The sequence below is a fragment of the Variovorax sp. FG153 genome, from assembly GCF_057809595.1.
Genome location: NZ_JBMDKG010000025.1, coordinates 95440 through 117736, shown reverse-complemented (window position 1 = coordinate 117736; position 22297 = coordinate 95440). Strand labels below are relative to the sequence as shown.

25 protein-coding genes are annotated in these 22297 nt (G+C 70.0%); 15 read left to right on the top strand and 10 right to left on the bottom strand.

Features of this window, described 5'->3' with window-relative positions:
* Positions 1 to 948 (bottom strand): flagellar basal-body MS-ring/collar protein FliF (gene fliF / locus ACODT0_RS24930; RefSeq protein ID WP_489042554.1); only part of this gene is annotated, 948 nt, incomplete at its 3' end.
* 160 nt (positions 949 to 1108) lie between these two features.
* Here fliF and fliE point away from each other — a divergent pair.
* Complete coding sequence (gene fliE, locus ACODT0_RS24925; RefSeq protein WP_057591766.1) at positions 1109 to 1426, top strand: flagellar hook-basal body complex protein FliE; 318 nt, start codon at positions 1109 to 1111, stop codon at positions 1424 to 1426.
* Between the two features lie 73 nt (positions 1427 to 1499).
* On the opposite strand, the gene ACODT0_RS24920 is transcribed toward fliE, so the two are convergent.
* The 4 genes from ACODT0_RS24920 to ACODT0_RS24905 form a co-directional block, all read right to left on the bottom strand.
* Positions 1500 to 1799 carry a flagellar protein FliT gene (locus ACODT0_RS24920; RefSeq protein WP_057591767.1) on the bottom strand — a complete coding sequence of 100 codons (300 nt, stop codon included), beginning with the start codon at positions 1797 to 1799 and terminating at the stop codon, positions 1500 to 1502.
* A gap of 19 nt (positions 1800 to 1818) precedes the next feature.
* Positions 1819 to 2235 carry a flagellar export chaperone FliS gene (fliS, locus tag ACODT0_RS24915; protein WP_203205912.1) on the bottom strand — a complete coding sequence of 139 codons (417 nt, stop codon included), beginning with the start codon at positions 2233 to 2235 and terminating at the stop codon, positions 1819 to 1821.
* 80 nt (positions 2236 to 2315) lie between these two features.
* Positions 2316 to 3764: a flagellar filament capping protein FliD gene (gene fliD, locus ACODT0_RS24910; RefSeq protein ID WP_057591769.1), complete on the bottom strand. Its 1449-nt coding sequence runs from the start codon at positions 3762 to 3764 to the stop codon at positions 2316 to 2318.
* A gap of 81 nt (positions 3765 to 3845) precedes the next feature.
* A complete protein-coding gene (locus ACODT0_RS24905) occupies positions 3846 to 5009 on the bottom strand; it encodes a flagellin (RefSeq protein ID WP_057591770.1) in 1164 nt (387 codons plus the stop codon).
* A gap of 623 nt (positions 5010 to 5632) precedes the next feature.
* On the opposite strand from ACODT0_RS24905, the gene flhD reads away from it, so the two are divergent.
* The 8 genes from flhD to ACODT0_RS24865 all read left to right on the top strand — a co-directional run bounded on the left by flhD (position 5633) and on the right by ACODT0_RS24865 (position 14061).
* Positions 5633 to 5965, top strand: coding sequence for a flagellar transcriptional regulator FlhD (flhD, locus tag ACODT0_RS24900; RefSeq protein WP_057591771.1), 333 nt, complete (start codon positions 5633 to 5635; stop codon positions 5963 to 5965).
* Positions 5966 to 5993: 28 nt separating this feature from the next.
* Positions 5994 to 6533 carry a flagellar transcriptional regulator FlhC gene (gene flhC / locus ACODT0_RS24895; RefSeq protein ID WP_203205908.1) on the top strand — a complete coding sequence of 180 codons (540 nt, stop codon included), beginning with the start codon at positions 5994 to 5996 and terminating at the stop codon, positions 6531 to 6533.
* A 118-nt stretch (positions 6534 to 6651) separates the two neighbouring features.
* Complete coding sequence (gene motA / locus ACODT0_RS24890; protein ID WP_057591773.1) at positions 6652 to 7509, top strand: flagellar motor stator protein MotA; 858 nt, start codon at positions 6652 to 6654, stop codon at positions 7507 to 7509.
* Between the two features lie 25 nt (positions 7510 to 7534).
* A complete protein-coding gene (motB, locus tag ACODT0_RS24885; RefSeq protein WP_082321545.1) occupies positions 7535 to 8554 on the top strand; it encodes a flagellar motor protein MotB in 1020 nt (339 codons plus the stop codon).
* A 15-nt stretch (positions 8555 to 8569) separates the two neighbouring features.
* Positions 8570 to 9748: an EscU/YscU/HrcU family type III secretion system export apparatus switch protein gene (locus ACODT0_RS24880; RefSeq protein ID WP_489042553.1), complete on the top strand. Its 1179-nt coding sequence runs from the start codon at positions 8570 to 8572 to the stop codon at positions 9746 to 9748.
* Positions 9745 to 11817: a flagellar biosynthesis protein FlhA gene (gene flhA / locus ACODT0_RS24875; protein ID WP_082321543.1), complete on the top strand. Its 2073-nt coding sequence runs from the start codon at positions 9745 to 9747 to the stop codon at positions 11815 to 11817. Before ACODT0_RS24880 ends, flhA begins: the two co-directional genes overlap by 4 nt.
* Complete coding sequence (gene flhF, locus ACODT0_RS24870; protein WP_489042552.1) at positions 11814 to 13286, top strand: flagellar biosynthesis GTPase FlhF; 1473 nt, start codon at positions 11814 to 11816, stop codon at positions 13284 to 13286. Before flhA ends, flhF begins: the two co-directional genes overlap by 4 nt.
* 52 nt (positions 13287 to 13338) lie before the next feature.
* Entirely contained in the window at positions 13339 to 14061 is a 723-nt protein-coding gene (locus ACODT0_RS24865) for an RNA polymerase sigma factor FliA (protein WP_489042558.1), read from the top strand.
* A gap of 31 nt (positions 14062 to 14092) precedes the next feature.
* Here the strand turns inward: ACODT0_RS24865 and ACODT0_RS24860 are convergent, their stop codons facing one another.
* Both ACODT0_RS24860 and pdxA read right to left on the bottom strand, forming a co-directional pair.
* Positions 14093 to 14764, bottom strand: coding sequence for a 4-hydroxythreonine-4-phosphate dehydrogenase (locus ACODT0_RS24860; protein ID WP_489042551.1), 672 nt, complete (start codon positions 14762 to 14764; stop codon positions 14093 to 14095).
* The gene (gene pdxA, locus ACODT0_RS24855) at positions 14761 to 15798 is read right to left on the bottom strand and encodes a 4-hydroxythreonine-4-phosphate dehydrogenase PdxA (protein ID WP_489042557.1); all 1038 of its coding nucleotides are present in this window, start codon (positions 15796 to 15798) and stop codon (positions 14761 to 14763) included. The genes ACODT0_RS24860 and pdxA overlap by 4 nt, the downstream gene beginning before the upstream one ends.
* Positions 15799 to 15866: 68 nt before the next feature.
* Between pdxA and ACODT0_RS24850 the strand changes: the two genes are divergently transcribed.
* Both ACODT0_RS24850 and ACODT0_RS24845 read left to right on the top strand, forming a co-directional pair.
* Complete coding sequence (locus tag ACODT0_RS24850) at positions 15867 to 16787, top strand: LysR family transcriptional regulator (RefSeq protein ID WP_489042550.1); 921 nt, start codon at positions 15867 to 15869, stop codon at positions 16785 to 16787.
* Between the two features lie 18 nt (positions 16788 to 16805).
* Positions 16806 to 17729 carry an SdiA-regulated domain-containing protein gene (locus tag ACODT0_RS24845; protein ID WP_489042549.1) on the top strand — a complete coding sequence of 308 codons (924 nt, stop codon included), beginning with the start codon at positions 16806 to 16808 and terminating at the stop codon, positions 17727 to 17729.
* A 9-nt stretch (positions 17730 to 17738) separates the two neighbouring features.
* Here the strand turns inward: ACODT0_RS24845 and ACODT0_RS24840 are convergent, their stop codons facing one another.
* The 3 genes from ACODT0_RS24840 to flgA all read right to left on the bottom strand — a co-directional run bounded on the left by ACODT0_RS24840 (position 17739) and on the right by flgA (position 19270).
* On the bottom strand, positions 17739 to 18119 hold the full coding sequence (locus tag ACODT0_RS24840; RefSeq protein ID WP_057595356.1) for a hypothetical protein: 381 nt from the start codon (positions 18117 to 18119) through the stop codon (positions 17739 to 17741).
* A gap of 4 nt (positions 18120 to 18123) precedes the next feature.
* A complete protein-coding gene (flgM, locus tag ACODT0_RS24835) occupies positions 18124 to 18432 on the bottom strand; it encodes a flagellar biosynthesis anti-sigma factor FlgM (RefSeq protein WP_057595355.1) in 309 nt (102 codons plus the stop codon).
* Positions 18433 to 18529: 97 nt separating this feature from the next.
* On the bottom strand, positions 18530 to 19270 hold the full coding sequence (gene flgA / locus ACODT0_RS24830) for a flagellar basal body P-ring formation chaperone FlgA (protein WP_057595354.1): 741 nt from the start codon (positions 19268 to 19270) through the stop codon (positions 18530 to 18532).
* Between the two features lie 213 nt (positions 19271 to 19483).
* Between flgA and flgB the strand changes: the two genes are divergently transcribed.
* From flgB to flgE, 4 genes are read left to right on the top strand one after another with little or no spacing between them, the layout of a single operon-like run.
* Entirely contained in the window at positions 19484 to 19906 is a 423-nt protein-coding gene (flgB, locus tag ACODT0_RS24825) for a flagellar basal body rod protein FlgB (RefSeq protein WP_057595353.1), read from the top strand.
* Positions 19907 to 19909: 3 nt separating this feature from the next.
* Positions 19910 to 20314 carry a flagellar basal body rod protein FlgC gene (flgC, locus tag ACODT0_RS24820; RefSeq protein ID WP_057595352.1) on the top strand — a complete coding sequence of 135 codons (405 nt, stop codon included), beginning with the start codon at positions 19910 to 19912 and terminating at the stop codon, positions 20312 to 20314.
* 40 nt (positions 20315 to 20354) lie between these two features.
* Positions 20355 to 21032, top strand: a complete 678-nt coding sequence (locus tag ACODT0_RS24815; protein WP_057595351.1) for a flagellar hook assembly protein FlgD — start codon at positions 20355 to 20357, stop codon at positions 21030 to 21032.
* A gap of 37 nt (positions 21033 to 21069) precedes the next feature.
* Entirely contained in the window at positions 21070 to 22287 is a 1218-nt protein-coding gene (flgE, locus tag ACODT0_RS24810; RefSeq protein WP_057595350.1) for a flagellar hook protein FlgE, read from the top strand.
* Positions 22288 to 22297 lie beyond the last annotated feature (10 nt).

Here is a 22297-nt window from a genome sequence, read left to right as displayed (position 1 = left end):
GGCGCCGGTGGTCTCCACCGTCTGCTGGCTGCGCACGGCGCCGGCCTCGGCCGCCTGGTTCGGGCGGTGCTCCTCCATGGTCGCCTCGCTCTGCGAGAAGTCCACGTCGGCCGTGACCTGCGCCTTCACGTTCTGGCGCCCCACCACCGGCTCGAGGATGTCGAGGATGCGGCGCATGTACTGCTGCTCGATCTGCTGCACGTACTGCAGCTGCTGGCCCTCGCCGGCGCCCGCGCCGCCCGCGGCGCTGTCGCCGGTCTGCGACAGCAGCTTGCCGCTGTCGTCGACCACGCTCACGGCCGAGGGCAGGAGCTCGGGCACGCTGGAGGCCACCAGGTGCACGATGCCCGCGATCTGGCTGCGCTCGAGCGTGCGGCCCGGATGCAGCGTCAGCAGCACCGAGGCCGAGGGCTTCTGCTGCTCGCGGAAGAAGCCGTTCTGGTTCGGCAGCGCCAGGTGCACGCGCGCGCTCTGCACCGAGGCCAGGCCCTGGATCGAGCGCGTGAGCTCGCCCTCGAGGCCGCGTTGGAAGCTCAGCTTCTCCTGGAACTGGGTCATGCCGAAACGGTTGTTCTCCATCAGCTCGAAGCCCGCCACCGAGCCCTTGGGCAGGCCCAGCGAGGCCAGGCGCAGGCGCACGTCGTGCACCTTGTCGGCCGGCACCATCACGGCGCCACCGCCCTCGGTGTACTTGTAGGGCACGTTCATCTGGGCGAGCTGGGCGACGATCGCGCCGCCGTCCTTGTCGCCGAGGTTGGCGTAGAGCACGCGCCAGTCGGCCTGGCGGCCCATCACGATGGCGGCCACGGCCAGCGCCACCAGCAGCGCGGCGCCGATCGCCAGCCGCAGGCGCTGGCGCCGGTCGAGCGACGCGAGGCGGCCCTGCCAGGCCGGGGCGGCAAGGGACGCGGACTGGGCGGCAGGAAGTTCGGCGACGGCGGTGGACATGGGCTCGGCGGTGCGGGTCGGTTCGCACGGCGCGGAAGGCGCTTCGTGCTCGCTGCGATTATTCGGGCCGCCCCCGTCCCACATAAGCCCGATAAAGGGCTGCTTTCCTGCCCATTTCCCCGCGATCGCGAGCGGCCGAGCGCCCGTAGCATCGGTGCCCATGGACCTCCGACTCGCACCGCTGACTTCGCCCACCCCGGCGCAGGCCTTCGCGCGCACGGCGCGCACCGCGCCCCCGGCCGCCGAGGGCAGCGGCGGCGGCTTCGCCGGCGCGCTCTCGGGCGCGCTGCAGTCGGTGAGCGCGGCCCAGAACCAGGCCGGCGCGCTGCAGCGCGAGGTTCAGCTCGAGAACCCGAACGTCAGCCTGGAGCAGACCATGGTCGCGATCCAGAAGGCGCAGATCGGCTTCCAGGCCACGATGCACGTGCGCAACCGCATGGTGCAGGCCTACAGCGACATCATGAACATGCAGGTGTGAGGCGACGGGCGCCCTGCCCGCCTGTCTTGCCGGACCGTGCCGCCGCCTTGCCGGCGGTGTCGGACCTTCCTCTTCAGTGGATCAGCTGCAGCCGCGAATCGAACAGGTGGTCGAGGTCGGCGATCCACGGCTCGGCCAGCAGCCGGATCTCGGCGTCGTTGCGCAGGATGCGCTGCATCACGCGGGTCTTCTCGGCGCGGTCGGTGCGCGGCAGCTCGAGCGAGGTGGCCTTGAAGCGCAGCTGCTCGATCAGCACGGCGCAGGCGCCTTCGCAGCGCACCACGCCTTCCCAGTCTTCCATGCGGGCGGCCTCGAGCATCTGCTTGCTCGCGGCTTCGATCGCTTTGTAGTAGTCGAGCAGTCGCTCTTGCATGAAGGACTCCAAGGACGCCTCAGGCGGCCTGCGCGGGCTGGGACGGCCCGATCTGTTTCCAGCTCTGTGCGACCGGTGCGATCAGCGAGGCCACTTCCGCCAGGGCCGCCCCGTCGTTGCGGAGGTTGGCGACCGTCAGGCGGTTGATGCAATAGTCGTACAACGCGCGGAGTGTAACCGCGAGTTCTCCGCCCCGGGCCTCGTCGAGCCCACCCTTGAGGCCCTCCTCGAGGAATCGCACCGCGCGCATGATCTGCTGGCCCTTGGCCGCGATGTCGCCGCGCGCCAGCGCGCCGCTGGCGGCATGGATGGCCTGCAGCAGGCCGTCGAACAGCAGCTCGATGAGCCGGTGCGGAGAGGTCGAGGCGTCCACGCCCGATTCGGCGCCCACTCTGGAGTAGGCCTGGGCGGCGCGGGCTGCGGGCGAGGTGTACATGGTGCGGCTTCCTGTTCCGGTGTCTATGCCTTCTTTATCGGCATTCCGGCGCGGAAGTTGAGGCCCGCGGGCCCGGCGCCTCAGCTGGTGGACTTGTTCCACTGCGCCACCTGCTGGGTGATGTAGGTGTTGAGCGCGGTCAGCGAGGCCATCTTGGTGTCCAGCGCCGTGTACTGGGCGCGCAGCCGCTTCTCGGTCAGGGTCAGCCGGTCGCTGAGGTTGTCCTGGCTCTTGTCGTTGTCCTTGCGCTGGGCCTTGAGCGACTGGGTGCGGGTGTCGAGCGTGCCGTCGGTGGCGATCGCGGCCTGGGTGAAGGCCGACAGCCGCGTGGCGAAGCCGGTGGCGCTGGAGTCCAGGGTGTTCTGCGGCGCGGCGAAGAACTGCTGCACGGCGGCCGGGTTCTTCAGTGCCGTGTCGAGCTTGGCGGTGTCGAGCGCGAGGTTGCCGGCGCCGTCCTTGGCGACCGTGATGCCGAGGTCGCTCAGGCGCTGGATCGCGCCGCCGCCCGAAGGCGCGCCGACCAGGCTGCGCAGCGCGTTCTGCAGGCTCACGGCGGTGGAATCGCCCTGCAGCAGCGCCGCGGTCTTGCTCGCCGCGTCGTAGGCGGTGGCCGAGTTCAGCGTCTGGTTCATCGTGTTGTAGGCCGTCACGAAGGCCTGGATCGTGCCGCGCAGGCCCGAGGTGTCGGTGGCCACGGCGACCTCGACCGGCGAAGTCGTCACCTGCGACAGCGTGAGGCTCACGCCGGGCACGGTGTCGGCCAGCACGTTGGTGGCCGAGCGGATCGTCACGCCGTTGATGGTGGCCTCGGCATTGCGCGCGTACTGCACCGGGTTGGCGCCCATGCCCTGCCCGGTGCCGTCGAAGGCCAGCAGGCCGAGATCGGCGCCGTCGCCCGAGCCCAGCGGCGTGGCCGTGACGCGGAAGCCCGCGGCCTCGCCGGTGCTGCTGGAGCGCAGCATCAGCCGCTCGCCCGAGAGGTCCTTGAGCACGGTGGCGCTCACGCCCGCGCCGGCCCCGTTGATCTTGGCCGCGATGGCCGAGAGGCTGTCGCCCTCGTTCACGCTGATGTCGATGGCCGGCTTGTCGCCGGCCGCGAAGTTCGGGCCGCCCGCGTCGGTGTCGTTCCAGTCGCCGAGCTGGATGCTCAGGGTGCCGAGCCCGAAGCCGGTGCCCGTGGCCACCGCGTTCGAGGACACGGCCTGGGCGCGCGCGAGCTGCGACACCTGCATGGTGAAGCTGCTGGCCACGGCGTCGCCGGCATTGGTGACGCTGGCGCTCAGCGCGGTCGCGTTCGAGCTCGAGGCGGTCTTGGCGTTCCAGGTCGCGGCCGCGGCCAGCTTGGTGGCCGCGTCGGACAGCGCCGAGAGCTGCGACTTGAGCGTGCCGAAGGCCGAGATCTTGCTGTCGAGCGTGCTCGCCGTGGTCTGCAGCGCGGTCAGCGGCTTCTTCTCGATCGCCATCAGCTGCGTGATGATGGATTCGACGTCGAGCTGGCTGCCGATGCCCGTCGATGTGATGCTGGCCATGTCTTTTCTCCGATGCTGGAATCGCTTGCCGCCCCGCGATGAAGCGTGCAGGAGGCCGGCCTTCGGCCCCCTGTTCCTGCCTTAGCCGCGCAGCAGCGACAGCACCGTCTGCGGCAGCTGGTTGGCCTGCGCCACCATCGCCGTGCCGGCCTGCTGCAGCACCTGGGCGCGCGACAGGTTGGCGGTTTCGGCCGCGAAGTCGGCGTCCTGGATGCGGCTGCGCGAAGCGGTCAGGTTCTCGGCCGAGGTCGAGAGGTTCGAGACCACCGATTCGAAGCGGTTCTGGATCGCGCCGAGGTCGGCGCGCGAGGAGTTCACGGCCTTCAGCGCGGCGTCCATCGCGAGGATCGCGTTGTCGGCGCCGTCCACCGTGTCCACCGTCAGGCCGGAGAAGCCGGTCTGCGCGCTGCCCGCGGCGGTGACGGTCGCGGCCGTCTGGCCGGCGGTCAGGCCGGTGTTGGTCAGCGTGCCGCCGACCGTGATGGCCGTGCTGCCGCTCGAGGTCAGCGTGATGGCGCCGCTGGCGGCGGCCGTCGCGACCACGCCGGTCTCGCTCGACTTCTTGTTGATGGCGGCCGCCACGTTGGCGCCCTGCGTCGCCGCGTCGGTGCCGGCATTGACCGCGCCGATGCCCACGCCGTTGATCGTGAAGGCGTTGGCGGTGATGCCGCCGAAGCCCGCGGGCGCCGCGCCGGTCACCGTGGCCGAGTAGGTGTCCACGCTGGTCCAGCTGCCCAGCGAGTTGATGCTGGCGTTGGCGATCGAGTCGATCGAGATCGTCTCGCCCTGGTTGGCGCCGACCTGGAACGACTGGGCGCTGAAGCTGCCGTCGAGCAGCTTGGTGCCGTTGAACGAGGTCTGCTTGGCGACGCGGTCGATTTCGCTCTTGAGCTGCGTGACTTCCTTCTGCAGCGAGGCGCGGTCCTCGGTCGAGTTGGTGGCGTTGCGCGACTGCACGGCCAGTTCGCGGATGCGCTGCAGGTTGTTGCCGATGGTGCTCAGCGCGCCTTCGGCCGTCTGCGCCAGCGAGATGCCGTCGTTGGCGTTGCGGCCGGCTTGCGTCAGGCCGCGGATCTGGGCCGTCATGCGCTCGGAGATCGCGAGGCCGGCGGCGTCGTCCTTGGCGCTGTTGATGCGCAGGCCCGAGGACAGGCGCTGCATCGAGGTCGCCAGCGAGGATTGGCTGCCCGAGAGGTTGCGCTGCGCGGTGAGCGAACTGATGTTGGTGTTGATGATCGAGGCCATGAGAGCTCCTTCAAACTGATAAGTCGGGCATCGCTGCCAAAGTCGCGCCAGCGAAGCGCTGGCTGCCTGACGAACCCTGGTGCAAGGCCCGTTGCACTGGTTTTCGGTGGGTCCCCGCCGGCTCTTTAGCGATTTATTTTTGCGAGCGCACCCTCAAGATTTCCGAGCGGATGCAGACGGGGGCCACAGCGATTGCACTGCCGGAGCCACCATGTTCCGCGTGTTACCCCCACGGAAACACGTAGCTTCCCCACCACGCAAGACAACTTCGCCCCCACGGGATTTCGTGGTCTGTGCACCACGGGCGGTCACACTCGTTAACAGCTTGTAAAGCTCGCGAGGAAAGTCATGAATGTCTTGATATCGATAGATTTATCTATCTCTGTCGAAATAAGTCTTTCGCCATGCGTGCCTTAGTATTCGTTTTGGTCGACAAAGTCACAGTTTTGGGGCGCTGCGGTTGCAAGCACTTACCATCGGACAACGTCAGGCCAAAGTTTTTTTGTAGGAATCCACCTACTGCTGTACATTTTTAACAAATGTTTACTGAAGCTGACATTTGTGATTAAACTGAAAGTACACGGTCGCCAAGGGCACTTTTGCCCGCCTAGGAGGAGGCACTCATGACCAATGAACAGCTGCTCGCCGAGATCAAGGAAGCCAACCTCACCTACCTGATGCTGGCGCAGAGCCTCATCCGGGAAGACAAGGCACAGGCCCTGTTCCGGCTCGGCATTTCCGAGGAATCCGCGGACCTCATCGACACGCTGTCGCCGGCGCAGATCATGAAGCTGGCCTCCAGCAACATGCTGCTGTGCCGCTTCCGCGCCACCGACGACATGGTCTGGGGACTGCTCACCAACCACAACGTGCGCACCCGCACGGCCAACGACGAGACGCTGAAGCTGCACGCCAACATCGTCATGTCGAGCCGGTTCGCGGAAACCTCGTACTGAGGCGCCGCGTTCCGCGAGCTGACAAGGCATGGCCAATCCGAAGAGCGTGCTGGGCGAGTCCCGGCAGATCGAGCGCGCGGTCCATCTGATCGAGATGGGCGCCCGCCTGCAGGTGCTGGAGAGCGAGACCGAGCTGTCGTACGAACGGCTGCTGCGCCTCTACAAGGAAGTGGCGGGCAAGTCGCCGTCGAAGGGCCAGCTGCCCTTCTCGACCGACTGGTTCCTCACCTGGCAGCCGAACATCCACGCCTCGCTGTTCCACAACATCTACACCTACCTCAACAAGACCAGCGAGCTCGAGCCGGTCGACGCGCTGATCAAGGCCTACGGCCTGTACACCGAGCAGACCGGCGCCTGCGGCCTGGAGCCGCAGCTGTCGATCACGCGCGCCTGGCGGCTGGTGCGCTTCATGGAGAACCAGATGCTCGCCATGACGCCCTGCTCGCGCTGCGGCGGCCATTTCGTGACCGAGCCCTACGAGAACGCGCAGCACTTCGTCTGCGGCCTGTGCGAACCGCCGGCGCGCGCCGGCAAGGGTTCGGGCGCGGGCGGCATCCAGCTGCAGTGACGAACGCCGCGGCCGCCGCGGCAAACAGAAGATAAGGGCCCCCGCAGGGCCCTTTTTTCATGGAATGCGCGGGGCGTCTCCGAGGCCCAATAGGGGTTCCAGGAACTCGTCTCGCCCCATGTCCGTCATCCTCGGTTACCTCGTCGCGCTGGGCTGCATCTTCGGCGGCTACATCATCCATGGCGGCAACATCGGCGTGGTGCTGCACGCGCTGCCGATCGAGCTGATGGTGATCGGCGGCGGCGCGCTCGGCGCCTTCGTGGTGAACAACCAGCGCAAGGTGCTGATGGCCACGCTGAAGGCGCTGCCGACCGCGCTCAAGGGCTCCAAGTACACCAAGGCGCGCTACCTCGAGCTGATGGCGCTGCTCTACGACATCCTGCAGAAGGCGCGCAAGGAAGGCCTGATGTCGATCGAGAAGGACATCGAGGCGCCCCAGGATTCGCCGCTGTTCCAGAAGCACCCGAACGTGGCGAAGGACCACCACGTGGTCGAGTTCACCACCGACTACCTGCGCATGATGGCCTCGGGCAACCTCAACAGCCACGAGATCGAGTCGCTGATGGACAGCGAGATCGAGACCCACCACCAGGAATCGCATGCGCCCGTGGCCGCCATCGCGCGGCTGGCCGGCGGCCTGCCGGCCTTCGGCATCGTGGCCGCGGTGCTCGGCGTGGTGAACACCATGGGCTCGGTCGGCCAGCCGCCGGCGGTGCTCGGCGCCATGATCGGCTCGGCGCTGGTCGGCACCTTCCTGGGCATCCTGCTGGCCTACGCCATCGTCGAGCCGCTGGGCGGCCTGCTCGAGCAGAAGGCCGAGGAAGGCACCAAGGAACTGCAGTGCATCAAGACCACCCTGCTGGCGAGCATGCAGGGCTACAACCCCACGACCGCGATCGAGTTCGGCCGCAAGGTGCTGTTCTCGACCGACCGGCCGAGCTTCACCGAGCTCGAGACCCACGTGAAGAAGAAGTAGAGCGCCCAGCGCAAGAGGCAACGCCATGGCCACCACGCCCGGGACCCGCAAGCTCCAGCCGATCATCATCAAGCGGGTCAAGAAGACCACGCATGCGCACCACGGCGGCGCCTGGAAGATCGCCTACGCCGACTTCGTGACGGCCATGATGGCCTTCTTCCTGCTGATGTGGCTGCTGGGCTCGACCGCCAAGGGCGACCTGCAGGGCATCGCCTCCTACTTCAACTCGCCGATGAAGGTCGAGATGGCCGGCGGCTCGGGCGCGGGCAGCGCCTCGAGCGTGGTGCCCGGCGGCGGGCGCGACCTCACGCGCACCACCGGCGAGGTGCGCCGCACCGACGGCAGCACCATGGACCCGAAGAAGATCGGCCAGGACAACAGCCTCAAGCTCGAGCAGGCGCGCCAGGATGCGCGCCGCATGGCAGCGCTGCGCGCGCGCATCGAGGAGATGATCGAGAGCAATCCCAAGCTGCGCGAATTCCGCTCGCAGATCAAGCTCGAGGTGACCTCCGACGGCCTGGAGATCCAGATCGTCGACGCGCAGAACCGCCCGATGTTCGACACCGGCAGCGCGATCGTGAAGCCCTACATGCACGACATCCTGCGCGCGGTGGGCGGTGCGCTCAACGGCATCGAGAACCGCGTGAGCCTGGCCGGCCACACCGATGCCGCGCCCTACGGCAACGGCGACCGCGGCTACGGCAACTGGGAGCTGTCGGCCGACCGCGCCAATGCCTCGCGCCGCGAGCTGGTGGCCGCCGGCATGCCCGACGACAAGCTGGTGCGCGTGGTCGGCCTGGCCGCGAGCGACCTGCTCGACAAGAAGAATGCGCTGGCCCCGCTGAACCGCCGCATCAGCATCGTGGTGCTCACGCGCGACGCCGAGTCGCGCCTGTTCGGCAACGCGCGCCTCGAGGGCAACGATGCGGTGAAGGCCATCGCCACCGAGCTCGCCAAGGAACAGAAGAAGCCCGAGGGCGCCGATGCGCCCGCCGCACCCGCCGGCGCGGCGCCCGCCGCCACCCCGGGCCGCACCCAGCCCTGAGCGAGCGCCACCGCCATGGAATCGAACAGCCAGGACCGCCAGCTCCCCGCCTCGCAGCGCAAGATCGACCAGGCGCGCCGCGACGGCCAGGTGCCGCGCTCGAAGGACCTGTCGCACCTCGCGGTGATGGGCACCGGCGCGGTCGCGCTGCTGCTGCTGGCACCCACCGCCTTCGAGCAGATGCGCGGCACGCTCGCGCAGGCGCTGGTCTTCAACGCGGCCAGCGTGCAGGACCCGGCCGACATGCTGTCGCGGCTGTCGAACTTCGCCGGCCTGGGCCTGGTGGCCTGCGTGGTGTTCGCGGCCATCGTGCTGAGCGCGGCGGTCGCGGGCAGCCTCGCGGTCGGCGGCTGGGTCTCGAGCACCAAGGCGATCACGCCCGACCTCTCGCGCCTGAGCCCGTTCAAGGGCCTGGGCAATCTCTTCAGCCGCCAGCAGCTCGCGCAGGTGACCAAGCTGGTGGTGCTGGCGGCCATCCTCGGCGCCATTGGCTGGTACTACGTGGCCGGCTCGATCGGCGAGGTGGTGCGCACGGTGCTGCAGCCCTCGCCTTCGGCGCTGCGCGCGCTCGGCGACTGGCTCGCCACCGGCGTGGGCCTGCTGCTGCTGGTGGTGTTCGCCACCGCCGTGATCGACGTGCCGCTGCAGCGCTTCTTCCACCTGTCGAAGCTCAAGATGTCGCACCAGGAAGTCAAGCAGGAGCACAAGGAATCCGACGGCGACCCGCATACCAAGGGCAGGCAGCGCAGCGCGGCGCGCGCGATCTCGCAGCGCGCCAGCATCACGGCCGTGCCGCGCGCCGACTTCGTGCTGATGAACCCGACCCACTACGCGGTGGCGCTGCGCTACGACGAGGCCACCATGAACGCGCCGCAGGTGGTGGCCAAGGGCGCCGACCTGCTCGCGATGAAGATCCGCGAGATCGCCAATGCCAACGGCATCCCGGTGGTGCAGTCGCCGATGCTCGCGCGCGCACTGTTCGCCCATGCCGAGATCGACCAGCCCATTCCCTCGAGCCTGTTCACGGCCGTGGCCCAGGTGCTGGCCTATGTCTACCGCCTGAAGGCCGCGCTGCGCGGCGAGGGCCCGATGCCGCAGGGCGTGCCCGATCCCTACGTGGCGCCCGAGCTCGACCCGCACCGCAAGCTGCCTGCAACGGCAGCCGCCGAACCCGTCGCCGGAGTGCGCCCATGAACCCGCTCGCCCTGCGCCAGTGGCTCGGCGAGCGCGGCGGCATGTTCCAGCGCGCGGCCGCGCCGCTGCTGGTGGTGGCCATCCTCGCGCTGATGGTGCTGCCGATCCCGCCCTGGCTGCTCGACGGCTTCTTCACGCTCAACATCGCGGTCGCGCTGATGGTGATGATGGTGGCGGCCTACATGGTGCGCCCGCTGGACTTCGCGGCCTTTCCCTCGGTGCTGCTGCTGACCACGCTGATGCGGCTGTCGCTCAACGTGGCCTCCACGCGCGTGGTGCTGCTCGAGGGCCACACCGGCCCGGGCGCCGCGGGCGCGGTGATCGAATCCTTCGGCCACTTCCTGATCGGCGGCAACTTCGCGGTCGGCCTGATCGTGTTCGCGATCCTGGTGGTGATCAACTTCGTGGTGGTGACCAAGGGCGCCGAGCGCATCGCCGAGGTGTCGGCGCGCTTCACGCTCGACGCCATGCCCGGCAAGCAGATGGCGGTCGACGCCGACCTCAACGCCGGCGTGATCGATGAGAAGGAAGCTCGCCGCCGCCGCGCCGAGGTGGCCGAGGAAGCCAACTTCTTCGGCTCGATGGACGGCGCCTCCAAGTTCGTGCGCGGCGATGCGATCGCCGGCATCCTGATCCTGGTGATCAGCATCGTCGGCGGCTTCGCCATCGGCGTGCTGCAGCACGGCCTGTCGGCCGGCAAGGCGGCCGACACCTACGTGCTGCTCGCAGTCGGCGACGCGCTGGTGGCACAGGTGCCGGGCCTGCTGATATCGGTCGCCGCGGCGATGGTGATCTCGCGCGTGGGCCGCGAGGACGACGTGGGCCGCCAGATCGTCGACCAGCTGCTGACCTCGCCGCGCGTGCTGGGCCTCACGGCCGGCATCCTGGGCCTGCTGGGCGTGATCCCGGGCATGCCGCACGTGGTGTTCCTCTCGATCGCCTCGCTGCTGGGCTGGGGCGCCTGGCGCCTGTCGCGCCGCCCGCCGCCGGCCGCGCCCGCGCCGCCGGCACCGCCCGCGCCCGATGCCGAGGCCAGCTGGGACGACCTGCAGCCGGTGGATCTGCTGGGCCTGGAACTCGGCTACCGCCTGATCGCGCTGGTCGACAAGAGCCGCCAGGGCGACCTGCTCACGCGCATCAAGGGCGTGCGCCGCAAGTTCGCGCAGGAGGTGGGCTTCCTGCCGCCCGCGGTGCACGTGCGCGACAACCTCGAGCTCAAGCCCAGCAGCTACCGCGTCACCCTGCGCGGGGTGGTGGTGGCCGAGGGCGAGGCGCATCCGGGCATGTACCTGGCGATCAATCCGGGCGGCATCACCACCCCGCTGATCGGCACGCCCACCACCGATCCGGCCTTCGGCCTGCCGGCGCACTGGATCGAGGAACGGCAGCGGGAAGCCGCGCAAATGAGCGGTTTCACCGTCGTTGATTCGGAGACCGTGATGGCCACCCACCTGTCACATTTGATGCAGGTGCAGGCGGCGCGCCTGCTGAGCCGCACCGAAACCCAACAACTGGTCGAACACGTGAACAAACTGGCGCCCAAGCTGATCGAGGAAGTCGTGCCCAAGCTGGTGCCGCTGTCCACGTTCCAGAAGGTGCTGCAACTGCTGCTGGAAGAGTCGGTGCACATCCGCGACATCCGCACCATCGTCGAGACGCTGGCCGAGCATGCCGGCAGCACCACCGACCCGGCCGAACTCGCGCGCCGCGTGCGCGTGGCGCTGGCGCCGGCCATCGTGCAGCAGATCTACGGCCCGGTGAAGGAGCTCGACGTGATCGCCATCGAGCCGGCCTTCGAGCGCCTGCTGATGCAGGCGCTGGGCAATGCCCAGGCGCCCGCGCTCGATCCGGGCGTGGTCGAGATCTTCACGCGCACCGCCGCCGAGGTGGCGCTCAAGCAGGAAGAGCAAGGCGTGCCGGCCTGCCTGCTGGTGCCCGACGCGATCCGCAACGCCATCGCGCGCATGGTGCGCCGCGCCGCGCCGCGCATGCAGGTGCTCGGCCACAGCGAAATCCCTGAAACCCACACGATCCGCATCGGCCCGATCCTGCGAGGAGCCTCCGCATGAACATCCAACGTTTCACCGCACCGACCGCCCGCGAAGCGATGGCGCTGGCGCGCAATGTCTTCGGCGACGGCACGCTGATCCTCTCGAACCGCCAGCTCGACGACGGCGTGGAAGTGGTGGCCGCGGCCGAGGACAGCCTCAGCGCGCTCGAAGCCGGCCGCGCGATCCTGCAGGGCACGCAGGGCACGCTGTCGGCGCCCGCGTGGACGCCGCCGAAGCCGGTGCCCGCGCCCGCCATCGCGCAACCGCAACCCGCCGCGCCGGCACCGGCACCGGTCCCGCTCGCGAGCGCCGAATCGCGCGCCATCGTCGAGGCCGACGTGGCCGAGCTCGGCATGAGCACGCTGTCGTTCCAGGACTATGTGCGCGAACGCATGCTGCGGCGCCAGCAGGAGGCCGCATCGCCGGCGCCCGTGCCCGCCACGCCCTCGGCAGCGCCGGTCCGCGCGGCCTTCGCGCCCACCGCCGCACCCGCCGCCACCGAAACGCCACGCCCCGCTCCCGTCGCCGCGCCCGCCCCCGTGACCGACACCGCGAGCGAAACGCAGCAGGCGCTGATGGCCGAACTGCAGGCCATGCGCACGCTGATGGAGAGCCGCTTCAACGCCCTCGCCTGGCTCGGCCCGGCGCGGCAGAACCCGGTGCATTCGAACCTGATGCTCAAGCTGCTGCGCGCCGGCTACTCGCCCGCGCTCGCGCGCAGCGTGCTCGAATCGATCGCGCTCGACAACGACGCGGCCGGCGCGGTGCGCCGCATGATGGGCGCGCTCGAGACCATGCTCGGCCTCGACCCCGCCGCACCCACGCTGGCCGAGGAAGGCGGCGTCTACGCGCTGGTCGGTGCCACCGGCGTCGGCAAGACCACCACCGCCGCCAAGATCGCGGCCCAGTGCGTGCGGCTGCACGGCCCGGCCAGCGTCGGCCTGATCACGCTCGACATGCACCGCGCGGGCGCGCACGAGCAGCTGCGCGCCCACGGCCGCGCCATGGGCGTGGTGGCGCATCTCGCGCACGACCGCGCCGCGCTGCAGGAGCTGCTCGCGCTGTTCCACGGCAAGCGCATGGTGCTGATCGACACCGCAGGCCTGGCGCCGCGCGATCCGCGCCGGCGCGACCTGCTGGACCTGCTCGACCTGCCCGGCGTGTCGCGCCTGATGGTGCTCAACGCCGGCGCGCACGGCGACACGCTCGACGAGATGGCCGCCAGCTTCAAGATCGGCGGCGCGCGCCAGGCCGTGCTGAGCAAGACCGACGAGGCCGTGAAGCTGGGCCCGGCGCTCGACACGCTGATCCGCCACCAGCTGGTGCTGCGCGGCGTGGCCCATGGCCCGCGCGCCTCGCAGGACTGGAAGCCGGCGCTGGCCGCCGAGCTGGTGCGCGACTCGATGCGCGCGGCGCAGCGCTCGCCCTTCGATCCGCAGCCGGCCGACCTTGAACTGTTCTTCTCGCCCGGCGCGGGCGAACTCTGAGGAGCGTTCCGCCCCACGACACGACATGCAGGCCGCTTCCCCGCTCTCCCAGATGTACACGCCCAAGGGCCGGCTCGACCGCGATGCGCTGATCCGGCAGCACGTGCCGCTGGTGCGCCGGCTGGCGCATCACATGATCGCCAAGCTGCCGCCCAACGTCGAGCTCGACGACCTGATCCAGGTCGGCATGATCGGCCTGGCCGATGCGCTGTCGCGCTTCGAGGCCAGCCAGGGCGTGCAGTTCGAGACCTTCGCCACGCAGCGCATCCGCGGCGCCATGCTCGACGAGCTGCGCGACGGCGACTGGCTCTCGCGCGGCTCGCGCAAGAGCCAGAAACAGATCGAGCAGGCCGTGCGCGCGCTCGAGCAGAAGCTGGGCCGCGCGCCCGCCGAGTCCGAGATCGCCGAGGCGCTCGAGATGCCGCTGGCCGACTACCAGAGCCTGCTGGGCCGCGTGCGCGGCACCCAGCTCGTGTACCTGGAGGACATGGGTGGCGGCACCGACGCCGAGGGCGAGTCGGGCTTCCTCGACCGCCACCTGGCCGATGCCGACGCCGACCCGATGAGCCTGCTCAAGGACCAGCGGCTGCGCCACGCGCTGGTGGGCGCCATCGACAGCCTGCCCGAGCGCGAGCGCCACATCATGGGGATGTACTACGAGCAGGACATGAACCTCAAGGAGATCGCGGCCGTGCTCGGCGTGACCGAGTCGCGCGTCTCGCAGTTGCACAGCCAGTCGATCGCGCGGCTGCGCGCGAAGATGCGCTCGCACTGACGCTCGCACCGCACCGAGCCGCGGTGCTTTTTCATCGCGCGCCGAGGATCGCCGCGAGCTGGCTTTCGAGGCTTCGGCCGGGTGCCGGAAAGCACCCGTCGAGCGCCGCCGTGCCCACCGTGAAACCCGCGGCACCGCTGGCGCGGATCGCCGCGATGCGTTCGGGTGTGTCGATCGAGCCCGCCACGATCACCGGCTTGCCCGCGGCCGCGCACACCGCGCGCATCAGCCGCGGCACGTCGAGCGCGGCGCGGTAGGCCAGCAGGTCCAGCCCCGCCACGCCGGGCCGGCTCGCGATCGCGCGGGCGCTGGCCACGATTTCCTCGATCGAGCCGCCGAGCACGCTCGGATGCCCCGAGACCCGGCCCGCGAACGGGTAGTAGCGGGTGCCCGTGCCCTCGAGCAGCGGCAGCACGTCGTCGACGTGCGTGCCTCCGAGCAGGTGGTCGACGCCGAGCCGGCACGCCATCTCGACCGAGGCGATCTCGCTGTCGCGGTCGAGCGAGACGACCTCGAGGTAGCTCGAGGCGCCGTGGTCGCGGATGCTTCTGTGCAGGCCCTCGAGCTCGGCCATCGGCAGCCCGATGTCCTTGAAGCCGATGTGGCGCACGCCGGCCGCGAGCGCCGTCGCCAGGTGCCGTGCCGCGTCGGCCACGGTGCGGTCGTGGCGCGTGAGCATGAAGATGAATTCGAAGCCGCTCATGGTCCGGTCTTTCTCGTGGTTCGGTGGGCAGCCGCCAGGCGCGCGGCCATGTCGAGCGCGGCCTCGAGGCTGGCGGCGTCGGCGATGCCGCGCCCCGCGATGTCGAAGGCGGTGCCGTGGTCGGGGCTGGTGCGAACGAAAGGCAGGCCGAGCGTGATGTTCACGCCCTTGTCGAGCCCGAGGTACTTGACCGGGATCAACCCCTGGTCGTGGTACTGCGCCACCACCACGTCGAAGCGGCCCTGGCGCGCCTGCATGAACACCGTGTCGCCGGGCCAGGGTCCGCTGGCGTCGATGCCCTCGCGCCGCGCGGCGGCGATCGCGGGCGCGATGGTGCGTTGCTCCTCGTCGCCGAACAGACCGCCCTCGCCCGCATGCGGATTGAGCCCGGCCACCGCGATGCGCGGCGCCGCGATGCCGAAGGCCCGGGCGCCCCGGTGCGCGAGCCGGATCGCCGACATCTGCGCCGCGAAGTCGGCGCGCTCGATGGCCTCGCGCAGCGCGCAATGGACCGTCACGAGCACGGTGCGCAGTTCGTCGTTGGCCAGCATCATCGCGACCCTGCAGCCGGTGCGCTCGGCCAGGATCTCGGTGTGGCCCGGATAGCGCAGGCCGGCGGCGGCCAGCGCTTCCTTGTGGATCGGCGCGGTGACGATGCCCGCGACGCGGCCCGCCTGCGCGAGATCGATCGCGGCCTCGACCGCGTCGAAAGCGGCCCGGCCACTGGCCGCATGCACGGCGCCCACGGGCGGCAGCGCCTCGAGCCGCGACGCGGCCAGCAGGTTGACCGTGCCGGGCGAGTGCGCCATGTCGTCTATCGACGCCGCCACGCGCAGCCTCGCGCCGGCATCCAGGGCCTCGAAGGCCTGGCGCATCACGCGCGGATCGCCGACCAGCACGCAGCGCCGGGCCCATTCGGCGTTCAACAAGGTACGGGCCACGATCTCGGGGCCGATGCCCGAGGGATCGCCCATCGTCAGCGCGAAGCGCTCGGGCGGCGCGGGCTGGGTGAGTTCAGCTGACAGTTCCTGCATCATGGGGATCGGGTGGATGGCGGGGCCGGACGCTCTAATCTATGCAGAGACCCGCCCCAGGACAAACGATGATTGCTGACACCAACGGTGAGCCTGGCTCACAACAGAATTCCTCGCGCCTGCCCTCGCTGATGGCACTGCGCTGCTTCGCGGCCGCGGCCCGGACCCAGAACTTCAGCCAGGCGGCCGACAGCCTGCATCTGACCCATGGCGCGGTCAGCCGCGCCGTGCGCATGCTCGAGGACGACCTGGGCCTGGCCTTGTTCGAGCGGCGCAACCGCGGTGTCTTTCTCACCGAGGCCGGGCGCCGGCTCCAGCGCGCGGTGAACGAGGGCTTCGGCCTGATCGAGGAGGCCACGCGCGAGCTGCGGCACTCGGCGCGCGAGACGCCGCTCGTGCTCTCGTGCGAGCCGACCTTGCTGATGCGCTGGCTGATCCCGCGCTGGCCCGATTTCCAGGCGCGCCATCCCGAGGCCGCGGTGCATCTCGTGGCGGGTGGCGGGCCGTTCTCCTTCGACGACGGCATCGACCTCGCGATCCGGCGCAACGATTTCGCATGGCCCGCGAGCGTGCACGCGCAGCCGCTGTTCGAGGAGAAGATCGGCCCGGTGTGCAGCCCGGGCCGGGTCGACGCCTTCTTCGACACCGCCGGCGCGGGCCCCTCGCTGCGGAGCGACGCGGTGCGCCTGCACACGCGCACGCGGCCGCAGGCCTGGCCCTCGTGGACCCGGTTGCGGGGCGCCTCGGCCGGCGCCGGCGGCAGGGAACAGGTCTTCGAGCATTTCTATTTCAGCCTGCAGGCGGCGGTCGCCGGGCTCGGCGTGGCGATCGGGCCCTGGCACCTGGTTTGCGACGACCTCGAAAGCGGCGTGCTGGCGGCGCCGCTGGGCTTCGTCGCGGACGGCTCGGGCTATTTCCTGCTGTCGCCGCAGAAGCCGGCCGCGGGCCGGCAGCGCCAGTTGCTCGACTGGCTTCTCTCGGTGGTCTGAACGCTAGACTCCGCCCGCATGACCCGAGCCAGATCCCGCAAGACCCTGTTCCTGGCCATCGTGCTCGCATTCGGCGTGGCCTTCGGCTGGTACTTCAAGGTGCCCGCGCTCGGCTACTACTGGCTCAGCACCACGCTGGGCGCGGCGCAATGGGCGAACAATGCGCTGTGGCTGCCGGACTACCGCGTGGCGGTCGAGGGCTTGCCGATCCAGGGCCTGACGCGCAATGCCTCGGGCCTGACCTTCAACACCGAGACCGGCACCCTCTTCACGGTCATCAACCGCCCGCCGCAGATCGCCGAGCTCGACACCGAGGGCCGGCTGCTGCGCGTGATCGGGCTCGAGGGGGTGAAGGATCCGGAGGGCATCACCTACGTGCAGGGCGACAGCTACGTGATCTCCGACGAGGACAGCCACCGCATGTACTGGGTGCGGATCGGGCGCGACACGCAGCGTGTGTCGGTGGCCGGCCGACCGAGCCTGGGCATCGGCATCGACCGGCTGCACAACAGCAGCTTCGAGGGCATCTCCTGGGACGGCGTGCACAAGCGCCTGTACGTGGTGCGCGAGAAGCTGCCGATGCGCGTGCTGGTGATCACCGGGCTCGATCCCGACGCGCCCTCCGCGAGCGGCTTCAACATCGACATCAGCGAATGGAAGTCCTCGCGCGCGGGCTCGCTGTTCATGAGCGACCTGTCCTCGGTCACGCTGCACGATGCGACCGGCCACCTGCTGCTGCTGAGCGACGAGTCGGCACTGGTGGTGGAGTACGCGAGCGATGGGCGCCCGGTCAGCATGCTGCCGCTGTGGCGCGGCTTCGGCGGCCTGCAGCGCAAGGTGCCGCAGCCCGAGGGCGTGGCGGTCGGGCCCGACGGGCGGCTCTACCTGCTGTCGGAACCCAACCTGTTCTACCGCTTCGAGCGCGCGCCGAAGCCTTCGTAGCCGTCGCGGTCAGTGCGCCGGCACGTGGGCCGAACGCAGGCCCGCGAACATCCTGCGCTCGCCGGGCATGGTGTAGGTGGCATCGGGGCGCGGCCCCAGCAGCGAGGCCAGGCTGCGGTCGACGATGACGGTGCGGCGCGCGACGCTGTCGCGCTGGTTCGACAGCCGCTGGGCCACGGCCTCGACGCGGCGGCGGAATTCGGCGTCGAGCGCCTCGGCCGACAGCGCGGCCTCGAGGGCGCGCGCGAAACCGGTGGCGCAGCGGCGCAGCTCGCCGCTGGCCTGCAGCAGGTCCGAGGGTTCGGCGCAGCGCAGGCCGGCATCGACCCGGTCGAGCTGGTCCTCGACTTCGCTCAGCAGCATCTCGGCGGAAGCACGGGTATCGGGCATGGCATCAGTTCCTTGCGCGGCTCAGGAATTCCTGGGCGTTGGCCAGGAGCTTGTCGGCGATGGCGCCGGAATCGACCTTGAAGCTGCCGTCGGCGATGGCGGCGCGCACCGCGGCCACCTTCGCCTCGTCGATGCCGTTGCCGGCCGTGGCGGCGGCCTCCAGCGTGCGGGCCGAGGCCGACACGCTGACCGGCGTGCCGGTGGCGTCGCCCGCATCGGCCACCGCGGGCGTGGCGCCCCGGCCGGTCTTCGCGGCCGCGGCCACGCCGGTGGCGGCCGCGACGGCGGGATCTTGCAACGGGTTGATCTTCATGGCGGCTCCTGGCCCCGGGCGGGGGCTTCGTCCCCAGGATTTCGACCGCCGTTCGACGGACTTGAGGACTTTTTCGAAGTTTTTTGCGCCGCGCCGGTCACATCGAGAGGCGCACGGTGCGCGGATCCTGCACCACGCCGGTGGTGATGCGGCCATTCTCCATGCGGATGCGCACCATCTGGCCGACCACGCCCGGCGTCAGCGCCTGGGCCTCGGTGGCGATCTCGAAGCCCTGGCCCTGGGCCACCACGCGCACCTGGGTGCCGGCGGCGAAGGCCTGGGCCGGCTTCACCATCGACTGGCGCAGCGGCTGGCCGGCCTGCAGGGAACGCGAGGCGACCTGCCCCACCCACTGGGTGGCGTCGGCCATCACGGGCGAGGGATCGGCGGCCCAGTCGGCCTCGGCCTCGACCGCGTCGGCCGCGCTCAGCACGGTGCCGGGCAGCACGTTGTCGCGCAGCACCCAGGCCGGCCCGAAGGCCTTGATGGTGACCGGCAGGAACACGTTCCAGCGCGCGCCACCCTCGACGCAGCGCAGCCCGAGCCGGGTGCGGCCCCACAGGCGCAGGCCGGTGGGAATGTAGGGTTCGACGCGGCTGCAGGGCGCCAGGCGCAGACGGTTGTCGAGCGCGCCGATGGCGACCTCCATGCGCAGCGGCGCGGGATTGGCCGACTGGGCCTGGGCCACGGCATCGTCGAGCCACTGGCGCGTGCTGGCGGCGAAGGCCTCGCCGGCCTCGGCGCCTTCGGACGGCGCCTGCTGGGCGAAGGCGCTGAAGGCTGTGCAGGCGGCGAGCAGCAGCGCGCCGGCGGCGAGAGGGAATGCGGGGATGGCCATGGGCTCCTCCGGGGGGTGTGCGGCAACGGAAATGCGGAACGCGCGCGCCTCGGCCCGGCGCACCGCGACCCGCACTGTAGGCAGTGCGCCCCGACCCCAAAGCCGCGATAAGGCCGAAAAAGCCGCCTTTCATCCGCGCTTCCGAAATCGGCGCGGCTCCCACAATTTCCGCACGGGCGCTCACGCCCACCCCCTTCGCGAGGACCCTGGCCCATGCTCGACAAACTGACGAACTCACTGGATTTCCAGGCGAAAGCGCTGGTGCTGCGTGCCGACCGCCAGCGCGACATCGCGAGCAACATCGCCAACGCCGACACGCCCGGCTACGCGGCGCGCGACTTCAGCTTCGCCGACGCGATGCGCGAGGCCACGGGCGGCGGCACGCCGCGCGCCGGTACCGCCGGCGACGGCCGCACCGACGCACGCCACATCCCGCTGACTTCGGGCGGCGGAACCGGTGGCAGCGGCGCGAGCGGCGGCTACGCGGTCCAGACCCAGCCCTCGCTCGACGGCAACAGCGTCGACCTCGACCGCGAGCGCGCGGCCTTCGCTGACAACGCGGTGCGCTACGAAGCCACGCTGCGCTTCATCAACGGCCAGGGCAAGACGCTGCTCGCGGCCATCCAGGGGCAATAAGCCATGTCGATGTTCTCGATCTTCGGCATCTCCGGCAGCGCGGTCAGCGCGCAGTCGCAGCGCCTGAACGTGGTGGCCAGCAACCTGGCCAATGCCGACGCGGTGGCCGGCCCCGACGGCCAGCCCTACAAGGCGCGCCAGGTGGTGTTCCAGACCGTGGCGCTCGACGGCGAGACCGGCGCCGGCGTGCGCGTGGACTCGGTGACCGAGAACCAGACGCCCGGGCGCAAGGTGCACGAGCCCGCCAACCCGATGGCCGACGCCCAGGGCTACGTGACCCATTCGAACGTGAACGCGGTGGAGGAGATGGTCAACATGATCTCGGCCTCGCGCTCCTACCAGAACAACGTCGAGGTGATGAACACGGCCAAGAATCTGCTGCTCAAGACGCTGCAGATCGGCCAGTGAGCGCCACCCCACCGCACACCCTTCTTCCGGACGCCCGCGCATGACCTCCACCGCCGCCACCTCCAGCCTCACCGGCACCACCTACGTGCCGAGCTCGAGCGCGGACAGCAAGTCGATCTCCGCCAGCGGCACCGCCGAGGCGCAGGACCGCTTCCTCAAGCTGCTGGTCGCCCAGCTCGCGAACCAGGATCCGATGAATCCGATGGACAACGCGCAGATGACCTCGCAGATCGCGCAGATCAACACGGTCACGGGCATCCAGCAGCTCAACGACACGATGAAGAACATGAACACCCAGATGTCGGCCATGCAGGTGCTGCAGGCCGGCAACCTGGTGGGCCGCGGCGTGCTGACCGAGGGCAACCAGCTGGCCTTCGACACCACGGCCAAGACCGCGGTGGGCGCGATCGAGCTGCCGGCCAAGGCCACCAGCGTGAAGATCCAGGTCACCACCGCCGGCGGCCAGGTCATCGACACCGTCTCGCTCGGCGAACTCGACGCGGGCCAGCACGGCTTCACGCTCGACTCCTCCACGTACCCGGCCGACACGCCGCTGCAGTTCAAGGTGATCGCCACCAACGGCAGCGACAAGGTCGACGCGGTCGCGCTGATGCGCGACAAGGTGGTGGCCGTGGGCAGCGATGCCAGCGGCGGCCTCTCGCTCACGCTGCTGACCGCGGGCAAGACGCCCTACGCCAACCTGCACGCCGTTCTCTGACAGACATCCCTTCCATCCAGCACACAGGAGCCACTCCATGAGCTTTCAACAGGCACTCTCGGGTCTCAACGCCGCCAGCCGCAGCCTCGACGTGATCGGCCACAACATCGCCAACGCGGGCACCACCGGCATGAAGTCCTCGCGCGCCGAGTTCGCCGAGATCTATGCCAGCTCGGCCGGCGCCATCGGCGGCACCAACGTGGGCCTGGGCGTGGGCGTGGCCGATGTCTCGCAGCAGTTCTCGCAGGGCTCGCTGTCGATCACCGGCAACGACCTCGACGTGGCGATCAACGGCGGCGGCTTCTTCCAGGTCAGGGCCCCCGACGGCACCACCGCCTACACCCGCGCCGGCAACTTCAAGCAGGACAAGGAAGGCAACATCATCACCAACAGCGGCGCGCAGGTGATGGGCTATGCCACCGACGCCAACGGCGTGCGCCAGAGCTACGACGCGATCCCGCTGAAGCTGCCCACCGGCGCGCCCATCCCCGCCAAGCAGACCACCAAGATGGCGGCCGAGATCACGCTCGACGCCAGCGCCGTGGTGGCTTCCACCGCCACGCCGCCGACGCCGATCCGTACCTACGGCACCTCGCTGACCGCCTACGACGCGCAGGGCCTCGAGGTGCCGGTCGGCCTGTACTTCCAGAAGACCGCCAACAACAGCTGGAACGTCTACACCAGCGTGAACGGCAGCGACCCCGCGGCCTCCACGCCGTTCCAGCTCAACTTCAACGCCGACGGCAGCCTGAACACCACCACCTCGACGGTGCCTCCGCTCACGCTGTCCTCGCCCAACGACCCGACGCGCACCTTCACCGCCTCGCTGGACCTGAGCCGGATGACCCAGGTCAACGCGCGCTTCGCGGTGTCCGACCTCACGCAGGACGGCTACACCGCCGGCCAGCTCACCGGCATCAAGATCGAGGACACCGGCGTCATCACCGCCACCTACTCGAACGGCCAGACCCAGGCCGCGGGCCAGGTCGCGCTGGTGAGCTTCCGCAACGCCCAGGGCCTGGCGCCCAGCGGCTCGGGCTACTGGGTCGAGACCGCGTCCTCGGGCCAGCCGGTGCGCGGCGCGCCCGGCGAAGGCACCTTCGGCCAGCTGCGCTCGGGCGCGCTGGAGGAATCGAACGTCGACCTCACGGCCGAGCTGGTCAACATGATGAGCACGCAGCGCGCCTACCAGGCCAACGCGCAGACCATCAAGACGCAGGACCAGGTCATGTCCACGCTGATCAACCTGCGCTGACCGAACGCAC

What these genes read in the sequence shown, in the direction of transcription:
- ACODT0_RS24850 (WP_489042550.1), top strand. Translation starts at nt 15,867, where the DNA reads ATGATTGCTGACACCAACGGTGAGCCTGGCTCACAACAGAATTCCTCG.
- flhD (WP_057591771.1), top strand. Translation starts at nt 5,633, where the DNA reads ATGACCAATGAACAGCTGCTCGCCGAGATCAAGGAAGCCAACCTCACC.
- fliD (WP_057591769.1), bottom strand. Translation starts at nt 3,764, where the DNA reads ATGGCCAGCATCACATCGACGGGCATCGGCAGCCAGCTCGACGTCGAA.
- motA (WP_057591773.1), top strand. Translation starts at nt 6,652, where the DNA reads ATGTCCGTCATCCTCGGTTACCTCGTCGCGCTGGGCTGCATCTTCGGC.
- ACODT0_RS24905 (WP_057591770.1), bottom strand. Translation starts at nt 5,009, where the DNA reads ATGGCCTCGATCATCAACACCAACATCAGTTCGCTCACCGCGCAGCGC.
- flgC (WP_057595352.1), top strand. Translation starts at nt 19,910, where the DNA reads ATGTCGATGTTCTCGATCTTCGGCATCTCCGGCAGCGCGGTCAGCGCG.
- ACODT0_RS24860 (WP_489042551.1), bottom strand. Translation starts at nt 14,764, where the DNA reads ATGAGCGGCTTCGAATTCATCTTCATGCTCACGCGCCACGACCGCACC.
- flgM (WP_057595355.1), bottom strand. Translation starts at nt 18,432, where the DNA reads ATGAAGATCAACCCGTTGCAAGATCCCGCCGTCGCGGCCGCCACCGGC.
- ACODT0_RS24865 (WP_489042558.1), top strand. Translation starts at nt 13,339, where the DNA reads ATGTACACGCCCAAGGGCCGGCTCGACCGCGATGCGCTGATCCGGCAG.
- flhC (WP_203205908.1), top strand. Translation starts at nt 5,994, where the DNA reads ATGGCCAATCCGAAGAGCGTGCTGGGCGAGTCCCGGCAGATCGAGCGC.
- flhF (WP_489042552.1), top strand. Translation starts at nt 11,814, where the DNA reads ATGAACATCCAACGTTTCACCGCACCGACCGCCCGCGAAGCGATGGCG.
- ACODT0_RS24815 (WP_057595351.1), top strand. Translation starts at nt 20,355, where the DNA reads ATGACCTCCACCGCCGCCACCTCCAGCCTCACCGGCACCACCTACGTG.
- motB (WP_082321545.1), top strand. Translation starts at nt 7,535, where the DNA reads ATGGCCACCACGCCCGGGACCCGCAAGCTCCAGCCGATCATCATCAAG.
- flgB (WP_057595353.1), top strand. Translation starts at nt 19,484, where the DNA reads ATGCTCGACAAACTGACGAACTCACTGGATTTCCAGGCGAAAGCGCTG.
- pdxA (WP_489042557.1), bottom strand. Translation starts at nt 15,798, where the DNA reads ATGCAGGAACTGTCAGCTGAACTCACCCAGCCCGCGCCGCCCGAGCGC.
- ACODT0_RS24880 (WP_489042553.1), top strand. Translation starts at nt 8,570, where the DNA reads ATGGAATCGAACAGCCAGGACCGCCAGCTCCCCGCCTCGCAGCGCAAG.
- flgE (WP_057595350.1), top strand. Translation starts at nt 21,070, where the DNA reads ATGAGCTTTCAACAGGCACTCTCGGGTCTCAACGCCGCCAGCCGCAGC.
- fliS (WP_203205912.1), bottom strand. Translation starts at nt 2,235, where the DNA reads ATGTACACCTCGCCCGCAGCCCGCGCCGCCCAGGCCTACTCCAGAGTG.
- flhA (WP_082321543.1), top strand. Translation starts at nt 9,745, where the DNA reads ATGAACCCGCTCGCCCTGCGCCAGTGGCTCGGCGAGCGCGGCGGCATG.
- ACODT0_RS24920 (WP_057591767.1), bottom strand. Translation starts at nt 1,799, where the DNA reads ATGCAAGAGCGACTGCTCGACTACTACAAAGCGATCGAAGCCGCGAGC.
- ACODT0_RS24845 (WP_489042549.1), top strand. Translation starts at nt 16,806, where the DNA reads ATGACCCGAGCCAGATCCCGCAAGACCCTGTTCCTGGCCATCGTGCTC.
- ACODT0_RS24840 (WP_057595356.1), bottom strand. Translation starts at nt 18,119, where the DNA reads ATGCCCGATACCCGTGCTTCCGCCGAGATGCTGCTGAGCGAAGTCGAG.
- flgA (WP_057595354.1), bottom strand. Translation starts at nt 19,270, where the DNA reads ATGGCCATCCCCGCATTCCCTCTCGCCGCCGGCGCGCTGCTGCTCGCC.
- fliE (WP_057591766.1), top strand. Translation starts at nt 1,109, where the DNA reads ATGGACCTCCGACTCGCACCGCTGACTTCGCCCACCCCGGCGCAGGCC.